A 19,515-nucleotide genomic window follows, 5' to 3' on the forward strand; every position below is an offset into this window, starting at 1 on the left:
ATGCAATATAAGACATAAAAGCATGGCAATAAAAGGAATTTATTGACACTTAAAGCTTGATGGTGGGTTTTTGCCAGCGCTTTATATAATCGTAATTAACCATGGATGGGTAGGATTATGAGCATCAACGTGCTTAATCGGCGTGTACACACACTCACGCTATTGACGATGGCAGTCTCGTTGGGACTGTTTGGCTGTTCGGATAATGATAATTTTAATGGCAATACAGATAGTGATAAGACTTATGAGGCGGATATTCAGCGCACTGAGTTTGGGATACCGCACATTACCGCCAAAGACTATAAAGGGCTGGGGTACGGCGTTGGTTATGCCTTTGCCGAAGATAATATCTGCTCACTGGCACGCGAAATCGTGATAGCGAAAGGTCAGAGTATGCGTTATTTGGGTGATAAAGGGGATGTTGATAGTGATGTCTTTTATACTTGGTACAACTCAGACGTTAAGCGTAAACAGTTTTTAGACGCGCAAGAGCCTGAGGTTTTGGATGCGGTAGCAGGTTATGCCGCGGGTTATAGCCGCTATTTACGTGATAAAGGGGTCGACAATATCGATCCTGACTGCGCTGGTGCTGAATGGGTTCGCGAAATTAAGACCGATGATTTGCTAGCGCTTTACGGTAAGGCTAATTTGCGCGGTGGTCTATCAAACTTTGTTACGCCTATCGCCACTGCGACGCCGACTGTAGCAAAGGGCATCATGGGCAGCTCTCGAATGCGCTCTATGTCTATAGAACCAGAGAACGACTTATCGTCAGAATCGGCAGCGGATTTGGCCTCAGGCTTTGACTTTGATATGAGCACCATCAATGTGACCGATGGTGGTAGCAACGCCTACGCCTTTGGCAGTGAAGTCACGGGCACCAAGAGCGGTATCCTTTATGGTAATCCCCATGAGCCTTGGGATGGTCTACAGCGCTTTTACGAGTTCCATTTGACCATGCCGGGCGAGCTTGATGTCATGGGCGCCGGACAGCAAGGACAGCCCTTCCCCAATATTGGCTTTAATAAAGACGTTGCTTGGAGTCATACGGTTTCTACCGCCAAACGCTTCACACTTTATCAACTCAGCCTAGTAAACGGCGATCCAATGAAGTACAACTATACCAATAGTAAGGGTGTCGTTGAGCAACGTGATATTCAAAAGGATGACGTCACTATTCAATTACCAAATAATCAGACGTTGGTCAGATCGGTTTATTCTTCACATTTTGGTCCTATGATAGCCGTCAATCAAGTCAATGGCTTACTGCCAGCTTGGGGCGCGAACAATATCGCCTTTACCATCCGTGATGCTGCGGCCGAAAATGCCCGCTCACTGAACCAGTGGCGCAGCATGAATAAAGCCACCAGTGTCGAGGACTTAGTTGATAGAATGCAAGATCAGGTTGGACTAGGATTTGTTAATACCATTGCCACCGACCGCTATGGTAAAGCGCTTTATGCTGATATCTCAACCGTGCCGCATGTCACCGCTCAAAAACTCACGAGTTGTACTGCTGGCAAGCCTTATTTACAAGCCATCGTAAGTTTTGGTCTACCAGCATTAGACGGTAGCAAAGCGGATTGCGAATGGGGTAATGATGCTGATTCGCCGCAAGCAGGTATTTTTGGGCGCTCAAATCTGCCTTTCTTAATTCGTGATGACTATGTGCTTAACTCAAACGATACTTATTGGTTGAGTAATTTAGATGAGCCATTAACAGGATTTTCACCGCTGCTACGTCGTCGTTTAACGCCATTCCCTAGTGCAACTAGCCCAGAGGGCGTGCCACTTTCTTTGCGCACACGTATGGCATTTCAGCAGGTTTTAGACCGTCTTGATAACTCAGATAGCTTGGGTGGCAATACTTTTACCTTAGCCAATATGCAAGACGTTGTTTATGGCAATCGTAGCTATGCTGCCGAGTTGGTTCTCGATGATGTTTTAGCAGATTGTAACGCAAACGCTATGTTGCCTCTGACAGGTGGCGGAACTATCGATGGCAAACAAGCCTGTAGCATCTTGAGTAATTGGGATCGTCGCAACAACATCGATAGCCGAGGCGCGCATGTGTTTAGAGAGTTTTGGGGCAAAGCTGGTTTTACCGAATATACAAATGATTCGTTTAAAGTACCCTTTAACGAGGCAGACCCTGTCAATACGCCTCGCGAGCTAAAAATCACCGCACAGACTCGTCAAGCCTTAGGCGATGCGATTGCCTATTTCCAAAATAAGGGCATTGCACTTGATGCAAGCTTGGGTGAACTACAATATGTGCTAGATGCTGGCAAGAACAATCAGCGTATCCCTATGCATGGTGGTTATGGTAGCGAGGGTATCTTTAACGTTGCACGAGGTGCAGGAGTTAATGAGGCTGGTAATTATATTATTAATAATGGGCCAACTTACATGCAAGCGGTGACTTTTGATGCTAAAGGTCCTGTCGTAGAGGCGCTGCTTGCCTATTCACAATCAGGAGATACTACGCGCCCTTACCATCGTGATCAGACTCGTCGTTACTCGAAGAAAGAGTGGATTCGCGTGCCTTTTAGCAGTAGCGAAATCTCCAAACAAGCCGTTGGAGAAGTAATTAAATTAAGAGAATAATCCTAGGGCATGTCCTCAATTCAATCGATGGACATCTAAATGAGCTAAAAATGGCTAAATTTTGCCAAACTTCGCCAAATAGCTGGGTAATATCCCGATATTAACTGCGCTATTTTCCTTGTTTGGCTGCAATTTATCTCATTTCTATCACCATTTTTAAAATGGGGACACGCCCTAGCCAAATTGTTAAGTTTAATAAAAAAGACTTTAGGTTAATCCTGAAGTCTTTTTTTATTCCAGATAACAATACAACTTTATGGGTATATACGAAAACTTGCCGTCCATGCCACTATAACCCATGATTTGTTATACTGCTTATCACCTATTTAGCGTTACTACTTAGCGTTAATATTTAGCATCGATATTTAACAGGACCATTTAGCTTGCTTAATGAGCCATATAGCTTGTCTTAACGCAACTCAGAGCAACCTAATTTCTAGCAAAAATGTATTTAGAAAATCCCACTTAGTAAAGCAATTATCCGAATAAAAAAGCCATGCGCTCATCGCGTAAATAATGGCGATTTATACCGTCAAACCGAGGAATCTCGCATGTCAGAACCATCCGATATCAATAGCACCCAAAACCCTTCTACGCTTACCAACGAGCAGCCTACAACAGCACGCCCTGTAGCTGAGACGCCCAATCCATATGCGAGTACCCGTGGTAGCATTACCAGTAAGCAGCTACCCGCATTCGACGAAGAGATTATTAATAAATACAATCGCTCGGGGCCGCGCTATACCTCCTACCCGACCGCTTTAGAATTCTCACCAATGCCAGAAGGTCTTGAGACCAAAATTCTGCAAGAGCGCGAAGCCCATGCACCGCTATCGCTGTATTTCCATATTCCGTTTTGTCGTCATCTTTGCTATTACTGTGCTTGTAATAAAATTATTACCAAAAAGAACAGCGACGCCGGTGATTATTTAGAATATTTAATGGCAGAAATTAAGCACAAACGTAGCTTATTAAAAACACCAGCCGACGGTAAAAAACCATTGGTCAAACAGCTGCATTTCGGTGGGGGTACGCCAACCTTTTTACAAGATAATGAGTTGATACAACTTTGGAAGTTTTTACAGACCCAGTTTGAATTTTTGCCAGAAGACCAAGGCGATTACTCTATTGAAATCGATCCGCGTGAGTTGGGCGACGAGACATTAACAGTACTGCGCAACTTGGGTTTTAACCGCGTGAGTTTGGGCGTGCAAGACTTAGATGAAAAAGTACAAATCGCGGTCAATCGTATCAACTCTGCTGAACTGATTGAGAATGTGCTTGCTGAAGCGCGTAGATTGGGCTTCCATTCTACCAACGTCGATCTGATTTACGGTTTACCGCATCAAACGCCAACGACCTTAGATACCACGGTACGCCGCATTATCGAGATGGCACCCGACCGCTTATCGGTCTTTAATTATGCCCATCTGCCTGAACGCTTTAAATCTCAACGCCAAATCAAAGAGGCAGATTTACCGACACCAGCTGCCAAGCTTACCATGCTCGGTAATACCATCAATACCTTGAGCGCAGCCGGTTATCAATATATCGGTATCGACCATTTTGCTAAACCTGATGATGAGCTTGCTATCGCCCAGCGCGAAGGCAAGTTACACCGTAATTTTCAGGGTTATACCATCATGGGCGATTGCGATTTATTAGGCTTTGGGGTGTCGTCAATCAGTCAAATCTCTAATGCCAATAGCAGCTATATCCTACAAAATCATACGGATTTGCAGGTATATAAAGAAAACATCGATGCGGCGCGTGATAATCCAGCGATCATGCCAGCGGTCAAGGTGATTAAGACCTCGATTAAAGATCGTCTGCGTGAATACGTGATTATGAATTTATTGTGTCACGACTATATCGACTTTAGAGACGTCAATCAGAAGTTCGGTATCGATGCCATTACCTACTTTATTGATGAAATTCAGCAACTGGGTCAAATGCAAGACGACCGCCTGATTGATATGGATGCTGCTGGTATTCGCGTCCTGCCAAAAGGTCGTCTATTGGGTCGTAATGTCGCCATGGTGTTCGATGAATATCTTGAGAAAAAACATAAAAATCGCTTTTCTAAAGTTATCTAAGACTTCTTAAACCACTATTATTAATAAAAAAAAGACCTCACGTGCGAGGTCTTTTTTATATTTTGCAATCAATACGACTTTTTTATAGTAAATGAATTTATGGTAAATCAGTCCGCTTTACTCTGTCGGCATAACTAGATATAAGCGATTGGCATCTATTATCGTTTTTTCCTTATCGAGATATTTATGTTCAACGCTACTTTTCGGATTGATTATATCCGTATCTGTCATCGCAAAATCATCATCATTGAGTAAACCCAATGAGCCATCTTGCCGTAACCACAACCCTTCAAGCTTATCATGCGGATAATCTAAGCTCGCTAGCACATCGACGACCAAGGTTTTTTTAACGGGCGTGATGTTTATATCTTCAAGCATTTGCCATTTTTTTTCGTCAGCGGCAATAAACTGCTCAAGTGTTTGGCTATTAATGGTCAAGCCAAGCGTATCGTCCTGTTTAACACTTTCATCATTTAAAATAGTTTCAATATCTGTTGCTTGCGCGATATCTACTTTATAAATGAGTTTTTGTGCCGTCTCATCTTGTAGCGGAAATTTGCGATCATGTTCTATTAAATAAAACTCATGGTCACTAAGCGCCACGATACCAGAAGTCACGTGCTGTGCATTATCCAATCGATATAAATACTGCGCTATTTGCCCCGAAACTAAATTAATCGTTACCATACGTACTAAACTAGAGCTACGCCCTGACTTATCGGGATTATCCATGGATGACTCCATGATACCGACCAGCGTGCTTTGGTCGGGCGTAATCGTTAACGCTTCCATACCGCGATTGGCACGGCGTTTGGTAAACTCTGTCGGTAACAAAAGTGTCTTACCATCAACCATCACATTATTACGCTCATCACTGGCAAAAGCATTGATACGCCCAATTTCTAACCCATTGGCATCATAATGCACAAGGTGCGGACCATATTCATCACTGATCCAAAAACTGCCATCTTTAAGCGCTGCCAACCCTTCAGGATCCAAACCATTAATATCGGTTTTGATAGGATTGCTCACTGCATCAAAAGGCAGTTCCGGATTAACCGTCATCGGCTGACCGTTAACATCATAAGGTACTTCATTAGTGCCACCAAAAGCATTTGGGTTTGGTAACCCGGAGATAGGATTGCCATTGCTATCTTTTAGAATTATTTCTTTTACTTTGATAATTTTGCCATCAGCTTGCAATTCAAACAGTCCAATAGATGGCGTATAGTTTGGTACGAGAAACTGCTTACCCTTACCAGCAATTCCGTCAAAGTCAGCATTGGGACCACGATCGGTCAGGACGTAAAATTGATTGGGATTGGTTGGATGTGCCGCAGCATCTGAACCGTAGCCACCACCACGAATCTCTAATTTTTGCTCAGGATAGGCAGCATTGATATGCGTCGCATCAAGCACGGTATAAGGTAATGGGCTGCCTTGCGGAAATTCGTTCATAGGAATGATGGCAGCATTCATATATTGCTTAGTCATTATTATTTTCCTTATTCATTTATTTTCATAGGCATATTTTTATTATTAAACAAAAAACATCGCCCGCTAAAAAGCTACTTAGATGACTACGGCCAAATCAAAGTTAAAAAATAGCCAGCACGTAAAACGCTCACTGACTATTTTTATAAAAGATTTAAATACGCTTAAAATATGCTTAGTTAAACTTTAAGCTTATCACCTACCATGCCTTTGATTGTACTTAGAATGTCAGCGGGTAATACCACCATTTTCGCGTTATCAGACTCCGCCAACTGACGAATCGATTTGATATATTGCTCACCCAATAAGTAGACGATTGGCATCTCTTCCGTGCCCATTGCCGCTGTAATCAGACGAATAGATTCTTCTGACCCTTTCGCCAACACCACTTGCGCTTCAGCATCACGGCGTGACGCTTCCAAACGACCATCGGCTTCTAAGATAGCGGCTTGCTTTTGACCATCGGCACGGGTGACGGTGGCACGGCGTAAACGCTCTGCCGCTGCCTGCTCTTCCATCGATGCTTGCATGGTCTGAGACGGGTTAATATCTTGGATTTCTACTGTTTTTAGGGTAATACCCCAATCAGCGATATCCTCTGAGATGGCATATTTCAATTTGGTTTTGATTTCATCACGGCTCGACAAAGCGCTGTCTAAATCCATCTCACCAATGATTGAACGTAAAGAGGTCTGCACCAAATTTCGAATACCGTACTCATAATCTTCGATACCATAAACCGCTTTATCAGGACGGACGATATTAATATAAGCAACGGCGTTGGCGATAATCACCACGTTGTCTCGCGTAATAACTTCTTGCGAGGGAATATCAAGCACGATATCTTTAGTCGTGACTTTGTAAGCCACATTGTCGACATAAGGGATGATAAGGTTTAATCCAGGCTCTAGGGTTTGGCTATATTTACCGAGTCTCTGCACAACCCATTTATAGCCTTGTGGAACAATTCTAACCCCTTTAAACACTGTAAGTACGACCAGTACGACTAGAACCAACATAACAATACTAAAACTTCCCATATTCCACCCCTATTATTATATTTGACTGTTTTTATTCATCATTGCTTGTGACGTCATCGTACTGACAATCAGCTCATTACCCACTATATCTGTTACCACCACTCTATCACCGACTGCCACTTGCTCTCCGCGCGTACGGCACATCCATTCGGCGGCACCGACAATCGGTACACTAAAGCGCACCATGCCTGCCCTTTCAGGTTGCGGAGCAACGATAATCATACCGGTCTCACCGATAATAACACTACCGCCCAATCCCGCTTTAGTACGATCGACAGACAGAGGCTTGATAAATTTGAACCATGCCAATAAAAATATAGCTGAAAGTATCAACCAAATAATGATTTGCACGGAAACAGAGATAGGTATCAACCATGAGAGAGCGGCAACGATAATAGCCGCGGCCCCAAACCAAAGGCTGGCAAACGTCGGCACAAACATCTCGACGATTAGCAATACAAAGCCTAATACCAGCCAGTGCCAAGGTTCAAGCATCCAAAGCATCTCCATTATTGTTATATTCCCTATTCTTGCCAAACTAGCTTTCAATGTAGCACATTTTGTTATCAAACAACGCCTTAAAAGTTATACGCATAAAAAAACGACCACCGAAGTGATCGTTTTTTATTTTAATTAGAATCTAAGTCTTTAGTGACTAAGTTTCTACTAATTATAGAACTTAAATTTCAATTAATTAGAATTTAAGTTGTGCACCAACGGTCATAAGGTCAGCATCACTACCTAATTTGTCATACTCAGCTTCAACGCTGAAGTTAGGGTTCACTGAATATCCAAGACCTACACCACCAGCTAGACTAGTATCACTTTCAGAATCTGAGAAGCCAGGAACACTGATATCAACTTCGGTCTTTGCAACACCTAACTTACCCTTAGCATATAGACCAGTATTTGGGAAAGCATAACGGTATGTACCGTAAGCACCATAAGTCTTAGCACTCACATCACCAGATCTTCCAAAATCAGCGTCGTCTGAGCCTACGTATTCAGCTTCGATACCGAAGTTAGGATCAAAGTTGTAACCACCGTATACGCCATAAGCAGTTGGCTTATCAGCACCGTCTACGTCTAAGTCAAACTGACCAACTTTTACGCCGACGTATGGTTGTCCAGTATAGCCGTTACCATAAGATACGGCTGCTTGTGCACCCATGCTTAGTAAAGAACCAGCTGCTAGTGCAAGTAGTGTTTTTTGTAGAGTTTTCATGTGTAGCTCCTTAAAAATTAATTGGTACAAACAAGTTATTTATTTATGTGGGCTTTTCGCCATATCGCCTTGTTTGCTAACGATGTATACATAGTAACAAACTATGTCAAAAACTCTGTCAGTGTTTAATGGTAAGAAAGTTAACTTTTGCAAGTGTTTGTCAGCCTTCGGGTTACAAAGGGCGCTATATGAAATCTTTTGTTACAACCATCGGTTTTGAGTAATACTTCCTACTCATTAGCTTTAACAGACTTTATAAAATAAAAGAACGCACCTCGAAAGATGCGTTCTTTATTATATAATCAACTATCAAATAAACGTTGATTTAAGCAATCATATTACTTTTTATCTTCGTCAACTTCAGTGAACTCAGCATCAACCACATCGTCGTCTGCTTGATTACTTTCGCCTGCATTATCCGCACCTTGTTGGAACTGGTTTGGATCCATACCTTCAGCGCTAGCGCCTGCATCAGCATAAATCTTCTGGCTAACTGGCAAGAAGGCATTGTCTAATGCTTCAAGCTTGGCTTTGATTTCGTCGTGGTCGTCTTCTTTAGCAACTGCTTCAAGTTCAGAGATAGCCGTCTCTACTGATGATTTTTCATCGTCAGATACTTTATCTGCGGCTTCTTTTAACGCTTTTTGTACGGCATGGATACGACCATCTGCTTCGTTACGCACTTGCGCAAGGTTAGCAAACTTTTCATCTTCAGCCGCATTGGCCTCAGCATCACGTACCATTTGTTCAACTTCTTCATCCGACAAACCGGAATCCGCTTTAATCTGGATACTTTGTGCTTTGCCCGTACCTTTGTCAGTCGCTGAGATATTCATGATACCGTCAGCGTTGATATCAAAGGTAACTTCGATTTGTGGTAGACCACGTGGTGCTGGTGGAATATCCGTCAAATCAAAACGACCAAGCTGTTTATTTTGGTTAGCGATTTTACGCTCACCTTGATAAACCTGAATCGTTACGGCTGGCTGGTTGTCTTCTGCCGTTGAGAATACCTGTGATTTCTTGGTAGGAATCATGGTGTTTTTCTCAATAACGGGCGTCATAACACCACCCATTGTTTCGATACCTAGCGTCAATGGCGTCACATCAAGCAATAGCACGTCGGTTTTGTCACCAGACAATACCGCACCTTGAATCGCAGCACCAGCGGCAACCGCTTCATCAGGGTTGACATCTTTACGTGGCTCTTGACCAAAGAACTCTTGTACTTTTTGCTGTACCAATGGCATACGAGTCTGACCACCAACTAAGATGACGTCATCGATATCGCCGATTTTTAGACCAGCATCTTCAAGGGCAATCTTACAAGGACCCATGGTACGTTGTACTAACTCTTCGGTTAAGCTTTCAAGTTTTGAGCGGCTAATAGTCACTACCAAATGCTTAGGACCACTGCTATCAGCAGTGATATACGGCAAGTTTACTTCAGTACTTTGGGCACTTGATAGCTCAATTTTTGCTTTCTCTGCCGCTTCTTTTAGACGCTGCATCGCAAGAGAGTCACCTTTTAGGTTAACGTCTTGGTCTTTCTTGAATTCGCTGACTAGAAAGTCAATCAACGCTGAGTCAAAGTCTTCACCACCAAGGAATGTATCACCATTGGTCGCTAGTACCTCAAACTGCTGCTCGCCATCGACGTCAGCGATTTCGATGATTGATACGTCAAACGTACCACCACCTAAGTCATATACAGCAACAGTACTATCGCCTTGCTTTTTGTCCATGCCATAAGCAAGTGCTGCAGCCGTTGGCTCGTTGATAATACGTTTTACATCAAGGCCCGCAATTTTACCGGCATCTTTGGTTGCTTGGCGCTGTGAATCGTTAAAGTAAGCAGGTACGGTTACGACTGCTTCAGTCACCGCTTCACCAAGATAGTCTTCAGCTGTTTTTTTCATCTTTTTCAAGATTTCAGCAGAAACCTGTGGTGGCGCTAATTTCTTACCGTTGATTTCTACCCATGCATCACCGTTATCAGCTTTGGCGATTTTATAAGGCACCATGCCGATGTCTTTTTGTACGACTTTGTCATCAAAGCGACGACCAATAAGACGCTTAATAGCAAATAGCGTATTATTTGGGTTGGTGACCGCTTGACGCTTCGCTGACTGACCAACAAGTATCTCGTCATCTTTATAAGCGACAATCGATGGTGTGGTACGCGTACCTTCAGCGTTTTCGATGATTTTAACTTTATCACCTTCCATCACTGCCACACATGAGTTAGTTGTACCTAAATCAATACCAATTACTTTACCCATAATGAATTGCTCCTAATTTATTTTTAAATAAAAACTTCTATATCATCAGACCTTAGATTATGAATAACTATCAACATCTAATCGGTCACTTGTTGTTTTATATCGGTTTGAGACTTCATTTTTTCAAGTCAATTAGGCGGTAAATATTGTCTTTTATGTGATTTTTTGTGTAAAGCCCCATTAATAATAGGGTTTTACACTGTTATAAACTTATTGTTCAATACTAACACCTAAAATCTCAAGCTTTTGCATCTTACTGTCCGACGCGCACCATCGCTGGGCGCAACAAACGACCATTTAAACTATAACCTTTTTGTAGAACTGTACCGACGATATCGGCTTCGGCTTCAGGGTCAATCCCTACCGCTTCATGCAAGTCGGCGTTGAACTTCTCGCCTTGTGGGTCAACCATATCGATGCCATTTTTATTCAATACATCTAACAATGCTTTATGAGTCAATCTTACCCCTTCAGTGACAGGGTCATCTGCATGGGCATTTTCGATGGCGCGTTCTAAATTATCGACCACTTCTAACAGCTCTTTGGCAAATTTCTGCAGGGCAAATCTTTTGCTTTTATCCGCTTCTTGTTCCATACGTTTTTGTGCGTTGTAAGCTTCAGCGTTGGCGCGAGCGGTGCCTTCTTTGGCTTGCTTGACTTCATCTTCTAGCTCAGCAATACGAGCTTTAAAAGTACCTAAATCAATATCGCTTGGGATAGTGCTCTCTGCACCTGAGTTGTGTTGTGGATCAAACTCTTGCATGGTTTCTTCTAAAATACTGTCAGTATGTTGAACATTGTCATGTGAGACATTTTGGTCAATCGATTCGTGGTTATTATTCTGCTCGCTCATGATAGCTCCTTAATAGGGATATAATTATTAATGGGATTGTTAACTTAATAACGATGGATTGAAAAACATAGCAAATCGGCTAATGGCTAGCCAAACTGTTTTTCTCCATTGCTGACTTAATCAGTTTATCGGCCTTTATAAATGATCTAGCCGTTATCACTCACTTTTTTATAAATCACGGATTTTTATCAATCGTTTCTTAACATACTCTTATAGCTGCTTGATAAAGGTGATGGGGGCAAATTTCAAGCCTAAACTGAGGAATTTTTCTTGATATTGATGAATATCAGAATAACAGCAGGCTACATTTCTCAAAATAGCATTATTAAATTTACGCAGGTTGTCAATAAGTGGTTAATTTAACTAACAAAACCTACAAAAAAGTGGCAGTTATTCCAAATAACTTACTATTAACGTTCAAACTATTACCAAATAACACTCAACTTTATTTCTGCATATTTTATGATTACTATAAATATTATTTAGCGTTTATAGGAGGTGTTATGCCTTATTCAAATACATTATCAGTCAACACCTTACTTAATAAAGCAGTGAGAACACTGAACTTACCTACTGTTGTGGGCCAAGAAAAGCCTGCAAGCGCATTTGATGACGTATCAAATAACGCGTCAAACCGTAATGGATTAAGTAATTTACAAACGGAAACTGCAGCCAGTGCTGAAACTAAGCCATTACCTATTAGAGACAAAATCCTTCATCACAACCTAATGACGACGTATCAGCCGCATCTATTGCATTATGCGATGAAAGGTATCGGTTGCTTACCAGAGGCAGTATTAGAAAGCCTAGTCAGTTATTTAAATGGACCGACCGCTAAGCAATATGAGCATGTTGATGCGCATCTGCGCTTAATACTTGCGGTCAATAGCAAGCTGAAAACCCCTTTACAACTTGCAGAAATGGTCGAGCTGCGTAAACGCTTTGCCGCTGACGCCGTTGCGATGCAAGCGCCAAAGGCATGGCAACAAGCGAGCTCTACTCTATTTAGCAGTATAAAACCCTTTGCTACAAAAGATATAAATTCTGTCAATTGGCAAGACAAAACCATTGCTAATGCCGATGATGGCGATATGACTATTCGTTGCTACCAAAAGCAATTAAACGCCTCGAGTTTTAGTTTTAAAAAGAAAGCCAAACGCAATCCTGACCAAACCGTGATGTTGTTTTTTCATGGCGGTGGATTTTGTATCGGTGATGTCGACACTCATCATGAATTTTGCCATGCCGTCTGTGAGCAAACAGGCTGGCCGGTCGTCAGTGTTGATTATCGTTTGGCACCTGAATTTCCTGCACCGACAGCTTTAAGAGATTGTATTGCCGCTTATGGATGGTTGGCTGAAAACTGCCAAACGCTTGGCGCCTTGCCTTCACGTATCGTATTAGCAGGTGATAGTGCGGGGGGCGGATTATCGACCATGGTTGCCCAGCAAGTCATCAGCCCGACTGCAGAAGCTTGGCATGATTTGGGTGCTGATGGTCAAAAAACTTTTGAGCTATTGCAGCGCCTGCCAAATCCCATGGCGCAAATGCCTTTATACCCTGTGACAGATGTCGAAAATGACTATCCAAGTTGGGAATTATATGGCGAAGGGTTGTTATTAGACCACGCCGATGTGGCAGTATTCGATGCTGCGTATTTGGAAAACAGTCCGCTACCGCGTCAGCATATCCTGACTTCACCTATGCTCGGTGACAATAGCCAAGTCTGCCCTACCTATGTCGTTGCGGCGGAATTAGACGTCTTGCGTGATGAAGCTTTTGCCTATGCTAAGCAGTTAAAGAGCTATGGTATCGCTGTTCAAACTTATACAGTCTATGGCGCGCCACATGGTTTTATCCACTTTATGAGCGTGCATCAAGGGCTTGGAGAAGAGGTTCATTATATTATCGATGATTTTGCCAGCTTTGTACGTGAGGTCATCAGCACACAATCATTATTAGCGGCATAATTAACTAAATAATAGCCATGAGTGATTGCTAAACATGGTTCAAAGTTAAATTTGGTGGGCAGTTGAACAGGATAGAAAATAGAAAAACATCAATTATGAATGGGCTGATTGCTATCAAGCTGACTATTATGAGTTAGCTTTACCGTTCAAAGTAATCAGCCAAATCTCAGAACGTGACCCTAAACGAAATGGTATACCCCAAAACCCATAACCTGAAGACACTACAAAGTGCCGTGTGCCGATTTCTTCATAGCCATACCCCAAACGATTAATAACATTGACGATAAAACTGGCCGGAAAAATTTGACCATTATGGGTATGCCCCGAAACCTGTAAGTCTATTGGTAACTGGCTATGTGCCATAATATCGCTCGGTCTGTGATCTAACAGAATGACTGGCTCAGTCGTATTAACTTGAGCTAGCAGCTCGGTTGTCGCTACACGCTGGCGTTTATGATTATCAAAACGTCCTAGCAGCCAAATAGGCTGGCCTTGATGCGACAGGCAAGTCACATCATCGTTGAGCAACTGCACGCCAGCATCCTGTAGAGCCTGACTAATCGGCTGCTCGTGACCATATAAATCATGATTGCCTAATGTCGCATAGATGCCGTACCGTAAACTGGTAACCAGTTTTGCTAAATCTTCTGCCATATTATAATCAATGAATGCTTGCGTATTGTCGTCCATAATATCACCCGGCATCAGTAATATATCTGCTTGATGACGATTAATAAGAGCGTGCAATTTCGCAATAGCTTTATTGCCAAATAAGCGCCCCAAATGCAAATCGCTGGCTACCGCAATGCGCAGCGGATTGTTAAGTGGTTTATTAATCTTAATAGATAGCTCGCGCACCACTGGCACATAAGCGCTATATAAACTATAAACAAATAGCCCTATAAAAAATAGCAGCGCAAAAATTCGTAAGCCAATAGCGAGGATTTCTGAATCATAAAATGCACTACTAGATAACTCACTTAAAAGCCAAAGCCCTGCATATAATAGACTGGTAGATAATGCAGTCAGCATCATAAAATGCATCACCAACATCCAAGCGCTTATCCAGCGATAACTATTAGCAAATAACTTTATGACGGTAAGCAGCAACAGGCTATTGGTAATCGCAAAAACCATTATCCATGGAACGGTGTGTAATGCAGTATTGCTCCAAGGCTGTAGCCACCACTCTAAACTCAGTGCCGCGCCGAAACTAAATAGTTGTAGCAGCACAATAATGGTAATAATAAATGCGTAGCGCATAACCGATCCTAGCAGTGCTATGTGATGTTAATTAGTGATAGTTAGCGCTTGTACTTATAGTTAGCACTCTCTTGGCAGCTTTTTTTCTAATGACTGTGCCGCTTATTCTGTCACCTATTTTGTAGACTGTAAGGTAATCATCCATATCTCAGAACGCGTACCCAATCTAAATGGCACCGCACCAATACCATAACCTGAAGTCACCAAAAACTGCGTACCTTCAATATTTTTGGCACTATAAACCAGTGGCGTAAACCATTTTAGCAATATTGTTAAAGGAAATATCTGCCCGCCGTGCGTATGACCTGATAGATGTAAGTCAATGTGTAAGCCTTTTATTTGTGCTAAGTCAGCCGGGCTGTGCTCTAAAAATATCACCGGTTTATCAGCCTTCACTTCAGTAAGTAAATCTGTCGCGGCAGGCCGTGCAGGATCTGTCTCATCTGAACGACCGATTAATAACACCGAATCATCCAACCAAACGCTTTTATTATCAATCACCTGAATACCGGCTCGTTCAACGGCTTTGGCAATGGCGACTTCATTACCAGAATAATCATGATTGCCCAAAGTGGCATAAACACCTAGCGGCGCTGTTAATTTTGATAAATGCTCATGCATATTGGTATCGTCATAAGCATCAGTGGAGTCATTCATGACATCGCCTGCAATCACCACTACATCTGGACTTTGGGCATCAATTAACTTGACCATCTTATCTATCTGCCGATTGCCAAACCATCTGCCTAAATGCGTGTCAGATACCAAAGCAATTTGCAGCGGTTGCTTAAGCGGTTTATCTGTCGTTACTTGCAGTCGATGCACAACAGGTGAATAGGCATTAAATACTGCTACACCCACAATACCAACATAAACCACAGCAGTAACGGCTCTAATGAGCATCGGATGATATTTTTGCTTAAGGATATAAACATAAATCAAGGTAATGACAGCGGCTATTAAAACTGCATAGAACATAAAACCTTGCAAAATGCTGATAACTAAATAGACATGAAAACGCTCGTGCCAAAACTCACTCAATCCGTAGAGCAGAAAAGCATTATTAATAATAAAAACGCTTAAGACTAAGCCGAATTTGACCAAGCGCCGTTTTGGTTTGATAAACCAGTACAATATCACGCTACTCGCCATCGCGAGCAGCTGGGTAAGTATAATAAAAGTCCACATAATAAAATAGAATCAGCCAAAGACGGGCTTATAGTACGTCAATATTCTTACCTGTTGTAGACAGCATAATTATTTATTGAAACTTGATAAAGGCTATAAAAGAATATTGTCAAAAGATATTTTATTTTAAGGAGTGGATTGTTTCATGTGAAACAATCCATTGGATAATTTTATACCTGCTGCTCTAAAGCTTGCTTAAGGGTTGGCTGCTTAAACTCAAAGCCCGCATCGAGCAATGCTTGTGGCAACACCTTTTGCCCATCAATCAGCAAGGTCGACATCTCACCAAACATCAGCTTTAATAAAAATGTTGGCAAAGTAAAAAACGTCGGACGATGCAGCCATGCTCCAAGCGTCTTGGTAAAATTATGATTGGTCACAGTATTGGGCGCCGTGAGGTTATAAATCACGGCTGGTGTGCCATTTGCTGATTTCAAAATATTGCCAGTATTATTTAAATGAGCTTGCTGTTGATCAGTAAGATGCTGCTCGATAATAAATATCGCTGCCCTTACCCAATCCTCACGACTAATCCAACTCATGATTTGCTTGCCATTAGCCAATTGACCGCCAACCCCCATCTTAAACGGGGTTAATAACTTACTGACCATACCGCCTTCAGGATGGATAACGACACCAGTACGTACGATGGCCACAGGAACGCCATAATCGGTGGCTTTCAATGCCAACTGTTCCCAATCATCACATAATTTATGCGAAAAATCCGTGTTAAAACCACTGCTCTCAGTTAAAGGCTTATCGCCTTGTACGCCATACCAACCAATCGCTGAACCGCTAACCAGCAGTTTAGGCTTAGTGCTACTACGTGCCATAAAAGCAAGTAGCGCCTCAGTAGGCTTTACACGGCTGGCAAGCAGTTGCTCTTTACGCTCATCACTCCAACGCTTATCCGCAATACCAGCGCCCGCTAGATTCAAAATAACATCAAAGCTCTGACTCGATTTTTCTAGCTCATCATAAGTCATCATCTTAATATCGACAGGGTGCGTTTGGCTACTATCACGCGTCAGCCATGTAACCTGCACCTCTTTATGATCCTTTTGATAACGCTTGATAAGTGCTTCACTAAACGCGCTACCTAAAAATCCTGAGCCGCCACTGATTAGAATATTCATTATTGTTTATCCCTATATATTCATCTTAACTTTTCCTCAGTGTGACAAAAAACCTCCTACAAAAACAAGAGGTTAATTGTAGGTCTAAGGCTTAAAGCAGGAATAAGTATAAATATAAAGATTTAGTGATATCAGCGATTTAAATAGCCAGTGATAAATGGGTAAAAAGGATAAGATAACTTACTAATAGTCAGCGACTATTATAAAAAATCGTTAAGTTTTGAATGGCTACTAACGAATCACGTGACCTGTTAAGGCGTCGCTGATTTGGCTAGGCAATAGATAGCCAAGCGTCTCGCCTTTTAAATAGCCGACTTGTTCGTTTCTACTCATATTAGCTGAGGGTTTGAAATCGATTTTTTGATTAGGATTGATACTATTATCAGCGCTTAGAAAATAAGCCTGCGCTTCTGCTAATGACAAAGCAGGCGGCTGACCAGAGGGGTTACAGCTGGTCGAGACGACAAAACCATAAGGGTTGCGGACAGAAACCACTTGTTGACACAACTGCTGTACCAAAGGATGGTCGATAACTCGCACCGCCACACTATTATGAGCGCCGGTTATCCATGCAGGAATAGCAACAGGCAAGTTTGGCGCTAAAGGCAACAACCAAGTATGCGCCTGCTTAGTGCTAGCATTAGCATTAGAGTCTTTATGCCAGCTGTCTAATACTAACTGGCATTGCTCATCACTTAGATAGTCTAACAATGCCGTTAGTCGGCTGGCGCTATCAGTGACCACTATCATGCCCTTCTCTAGCGGGCGTTGCTTTATTGTCAAAAGCTGCTGTACCGCTTGTTGATTAAAGGGATCACAGCCGATACCCCAGACGCTTTCCGTTGGATAAGCAAGCAGCTGTCCCTCTTGAAGCCAACGCGCAGCTTCAATGACAGAATCGGTAATGAGTGGTTTAGATATAGACATAGCTGAAGGGGATAGAAAAAGGTGAGAGGATATAATACAACTTTAATGATAAGCAAAATAGTATGTTTAAAGATTTCTCAAAATCGCGTTAAGCTTAAAAAAAGTTACACGCGTAAATAACGCCCACCTTGCACACTAATAACCCCTAACAACTCAAGCTCCATAAGCTGCCCAATCAGTTGCGGTGGCGTCAGGTTATTAGTAGTGCCTAATAATGCATCCAAATCTTGCCCATGCCAGTCAAGCTGCTCATAAACCTGCGCTAAATGCTCAGGGATAACGATACCATTGGAAGAAGATTTAATATTAGACTGCGGCGACTGACCAATAGTAGGAGTAGAATTTCTGTCTGTATTTAGAGTATGAGAGATTTGGCTAAGATTTTCTTGAGTACTGTTTTCTTGAGTACTACTAGCTTCTGTATTGTCCGATGACTTGTAGCTATGGTTTTGATAGCCCAATTGACTGTTGATATCTTCCAGGACTTGCTGCGGATGATAAATCAAAGTTGCGCCCTCACGTATCAAGTGATGACAGCCTTCGGCATTGCTATTATCGATATGACTGGGAATCGCAAACACTTGCTTACCTTGCTCAGAGGTTAAGCGCGCAGTAATAAGCGAGCCACTTTGAATAGTTGCTTCGGTGACAATCGTCGCGAGGCTAAGTCCTGCAACTAGGCGATTACGGCGCGGAAAGGTATGCTTATGTGGCAGTGTATGCGGTAACAGCTCGCTAATAATACAGCCACCTTGATCGATAATTTGACTAAATAATTTATCATGATGATTGGGATAATTGACATCAATGCCTGTACCCATCACGCCGACTGTGCGACCTTGATACTCCGCATCAACTTGGGTCAAAGCACCTAGGTGTGCGCGCTTATCGACGCCCATAGCAAGGCCGCTAGTGATAATATAACCGGCTTGCGCTAAATATTGCGCCATATCAAAGGTGATTTTTTGCGCGTGGGCAGTAGGTTTACGGCTACCAACGATGGCGATTTGCGCTTGCTGCAAACGCGCTTTATCGCCGCGATAAAATAATAAGGGTGGTGGGTCATAGATTTGCGAGAGTTGTGCAGGATAGTCGGGCTGATTTGCAAATAGCAGACCGTATTTGTTATCTAGTAATGACTGTTGGATATTATCTATAGTGGCTTGCGTTTGCTCTGGATTTTCATGACGTTTGATATGCGTACTATGAATACCAAGCTGTCGCCATTCCTCTACTTTCGCACCCCAAGCAAGCTCTGCATTACCAAAAAAGGTGATAAGCTTATGATAAGCCGATAATGACGCATTCACTTCAGTCCACAGCGCTAATACTGCGCGCTGCTCAGCGAATAAAAGAGAAGTGACTGCGGTCATAATCATCTAGCTCATCTAGTCTAAATTAGAGTGTGCCTCTCAAAAATAAGCATTGCACTCA

General features: G+C 42.4%; 14 protein-coding genes. 3 read left to right on the top strand and 11 right to left on the bottom strand.

Going from position 1 to position 19,515, the window contains the following annotated elements; translation table 11 throughout:
- The first annotated feature begins 117 nt into the window (after positions 1 to 117).
- Both AC2FA3_RS05470 and hemN read left to right on the top strand, forming a co-directional pair.
- Positions 118 to 2,607, top strand: a complete 2,490-nt coding sequence (locus AC2FA3_RS05470; RefSeq protein ID WP_490508673.1) for a penicillin acylase family protein — start codon at positions 118 to 120, stop codon at positions 2,605 to 2,607.
- Between the two features lie 551 nt (positions 2,608 to 3,158).
- The gene (gene hemN, locus AC2FA3_RS05475) at positions 3,159 to 4,703 is read left to right on the top strand and encodes an oxygen-independent coproporphyrinogen III oxidase (protein ID WP_490508674.1); all 1,545 of its coding nucleotides are present in this window, start codon (positions 3,159 to 3,161) and stop codon (positions 4,701 to 4,703) included.
- A gap of 117 nt (positions 4,704 to 4,820) precedes the next feature.
- On the opposite strand, the gene AC2FA3_RS05480 is transcribed toward hemN, so the two are convergent.
- From AC2FA3_RS05480 to grpE, 6 genes are all read right to left on the bottom strand, one after another.
- The gene (locus tag AC2FA3_RS05480; RefSeq protein ID WP_490508675.1) at positions 4,821 to 6,197 is read right to left on the bottom strand and encodes an esterase-like activity of phytase family protein; all 1,377 of its coding nucleotides are present in this window, start codon (positions 6,195 to 6,197) and stop codon (positions 4,821 to 4,823) included.
- Positions 6,198 to 6,376: 179 nt separating this feature from the next.
- Positions 6,377 to 7,237 carry an SPFH domain-containing protein gene (locus tag AC2FA3_RS05485; protein ID WP_490508676.1) on the bottom strand — a complete coding sequence of 287 codons (861 nt, stop codon included), beginning with the start codon at positions 7,235 to 7,237 and terminating at the stop codon, positions 6,377 to 6,379.
- Between the two features lie 15 nt (positions 7,238 to 7,252).
- A complete protein-coding gene (locus tag AC2FA3_RS05490) occupies positions 7,253 to 7,732 on the bottom strand; it encodes an NfeD family protein (RefSeq protein ID WP_201545037.1) in 480 nt (159 codons plus the stop codon).
- 199 nt (positions 7,733 to 7,931) lie between these two features.
- Positions 7,932 to 8,462 carry a porin family protein gene (locus AC2FA3_RS05495; protein ID WP_490508677.1) on the bottom strand — a complete coding sequence of 177 codons (531 nt, stop codon included), beginning with the start codon at positions 8,460 to 8,462 and terminating at the stop codon, positions 7,932 to 7,934.
- A 338-nt stretch (positions 8,463 to 8,800) separates the two neighbouring features.
- Positions 8,801 to 10,744: a molecular chaperone DnaK gene (gene dnaK, locus AC2FA3_RS05500; protein WP_490508678.1), complete on the bottom strand. Its 1,944-nt coding sequence runs from the start codon at positions 10,742 to 10,744 to the stop codon at positions 8,801 to 8,803.
- A gap of 253 nt (positions 10,745 to 10,997) precedes the next feature.
- Complete coding sequence (grpE, locus tag AC2FA3_RS05505; RefSeq protein ID WP_490508679.1) at positions 10,998 to 11,597, bottom strand: nucleotide exchange factor GrpE; 600 nt, start codon at positions 11,595 to 11,597, stop codon at positions 10,998 to 11,000.
- A gap of 503 nt (positions 11,598 to 12,100) precedes the next feature.
- Between grpE and AC2FA3_RS05510 the strand changes: the two genes are divergently transcribed.
- Positions 12,101 to 13,567 (top strand): alpha/beta hydrolase, encoded by a 1,467-nt coding sequence (locus tag AC2FA3_RS05510; protein WP_490508680.1) that lies wholly within the window; start codon positions 12,101 to 12,103, stop codon positions 13,565 to 13,567.
- 126 nt (positions 13,568 to 13,693) lie between these two features.
- Here AC2FA3_RS05510 and AC2FA3_RS05515 read toward each other — a convergent pair whose 3' ends face one another.
- The 5 genes from AC2FA3_RS05515 to dprA all read right to left on the bottom strand — a co-directional run bounded on the left by AC2FA3_RS05515 (position 13,694) and on the right by dprA (position 19,454).
- A complete protein-coding gene (locus tag AC2FA3_RS05515) occupies positions 13,694 to 14,830 on the bottom strand; it encodes a metallophosphoesterase (RefSeq protein ID WP_490508681.1) in 1,137 nt (378 codons plus the stop codon).
- 114 nt (positions 14,831 to 14,944) lie between these two features.
- Positions 14,945 to 16,018, bottom strand: a complete 1,074-nt coding sequence (locus AC2FA3_RS05520; protein WP_490508682.1) for a metallophosphoesterase — start codon at positions 16,016 to 16,018, stop codon at positions 14,945 to 14,947.
- A gap of 170 nt (positions 16,019 to 16,188) precedes the next feature.
- Entirely contained in the window at positions 16,189 to 17,154 is a 966-nt protein-coding gene (locus AC2FA3_RS05525; protein WP_490508683.1) for a TIGR01777 family oxidoreductase, read from the bottom strand.
- 231 nt (positions 17,155 to 17,385) lie between these two features.
- On the bottom strand, positions 17,386 to 18,081 hold the full coding sequence (locus AC2FA3_RS05530; RefSeq protein WP_490508684.1) for an L-threonylcarbamoyladenylate synthase: 696 nt from the start codon (positions 18,079 to 18,081) through the stop codon (positions 17,386 to 17,388).
- A 104-nt stretch (positions 18,082 to 18,185) separates the two neighbouring features.
- The gene (dprA, locus tag AC2FA3_RS05535) at positions 18,186 to 19,454 is read right to left on the bottom strand and encodes a DNA-processing protein DprA (protein WP_490508685.1); all 1,269 of its coding nucleotides are present in this window, start codon (positions 19,452 to 19,454) and stop codon (positions 18,186 to 18,188) included.
- Positions 19,455 to 19,515 lie beyond the last annotated feature (61 nt).

Source organism: Janibacter sp. CoH_79_TC_3 (assembly GCF_058197955.1).

What these genes read in the sequence shown, in the direction of transcription:
- AC2FA3_RS05470 (WP_490508673.1), top strand. Translation starts at nt 118, where the DNA reads ATGAGCATCAACGTGCTTAATCGGCGTGTACACACACTCACGCTATTG.
- hemN (WP_490508674.1), top strand. Translation starts at nt 3,159, where the DNA reads ATGTCAGAACCATCCGATATCAATAGCACCCAAAACCCTTCTACGCTT.
- AC2FA3_RS05480 (WP_490508675.1), bottom strand. Translation starts at nt 6,197, where the DNA reads ATGACTAAGCAATATATGAATGCTGCCATCATTCCTATGAACGAATTT.
- AC2FA3_RS05485 (WP_490508676.1), bottom strand. Translation starts at nt 7,237, where the DNA reads ATGGGAAGTTTTAGTATTGTTATGTTGGTTCTAGTCGTACTGGTCGTA.
- AC2FA3_RS05490 (WP_201545037.1), bottom strand. Translation starts at nt 7,732, where the DNA reads ATGCTTGAACCTTGGCACTGGCTGGTATTAGGCTTTGTATTGCTAATC.
- AC2FA3_RS05495 (WP_490508677.1), bottom strand. Translation starts at nt 8,462, where the DNA reads ATGAAAACTCTACAAAAAACACTACTTGCACTAGCAGCTGGTTCTTTA.
- dnaK (WP_490508678.1), bottom strand. Translation starts at nt 10,744, where the DNA reads ATGGGTAAAGTAATTGGTATTGATTTAGGTACAACTAACTCATGTGTG.
- grpE (WP_490508679.1), bottom strand. Translation starts at nt 11,597, where the DNA reads ATGAGCGAGCAGAATAATAACCACGAATCGATTGACCAAAATGTCTCA.
- AC2FA3_RS05510 (WP_490508680.1), top strand. Translation starts at nt 12,101, where the DNA reads ATGCCTTATTCAAATACATTATCAGTCAACACCTTACTTAATAAAGCA.
- AC2FA3_RS05515 (WP_490508681.1), bottom strand. Translation starts at nt 14,830, where the DNA reads ATGCGCTACGCATTTATTATTACCATTATTGTGCTGCTACAACTATTT.
- AC2FA3_RS05520 (WP_490508682.1), bottom strand. Translation starts at nt 16,018, where the DNA reads ATGTGGACTTTTATTATACTTACCCAGCTGCTCGCGATGGCGAGTAGC.
- AC2FA3_RS05525 (WP_490508683.1), bottom strand. Translation starts at nt 17,154, where the DNA reads ATGAATATTCTAATCAGTGGCGGCTCAGGATTTTTAGGTAGCGCGTTT.
- AC2FA3_RS05530 (WP_490508684.1), bottom strand. Translation starts at nt 18,081, where the DNA reads ATGTCTATATCTAAACCACTCATTACCGATTCTGTCATTGAAGCTGCG.
- dprA (WP_490508685.1), bottom strand. Translation starts at nt 19,454, where the DNA reads ATGACCGCAGTCACTTCTCTTTTATTCGCTGAGCAGCGCGCAGTATTA.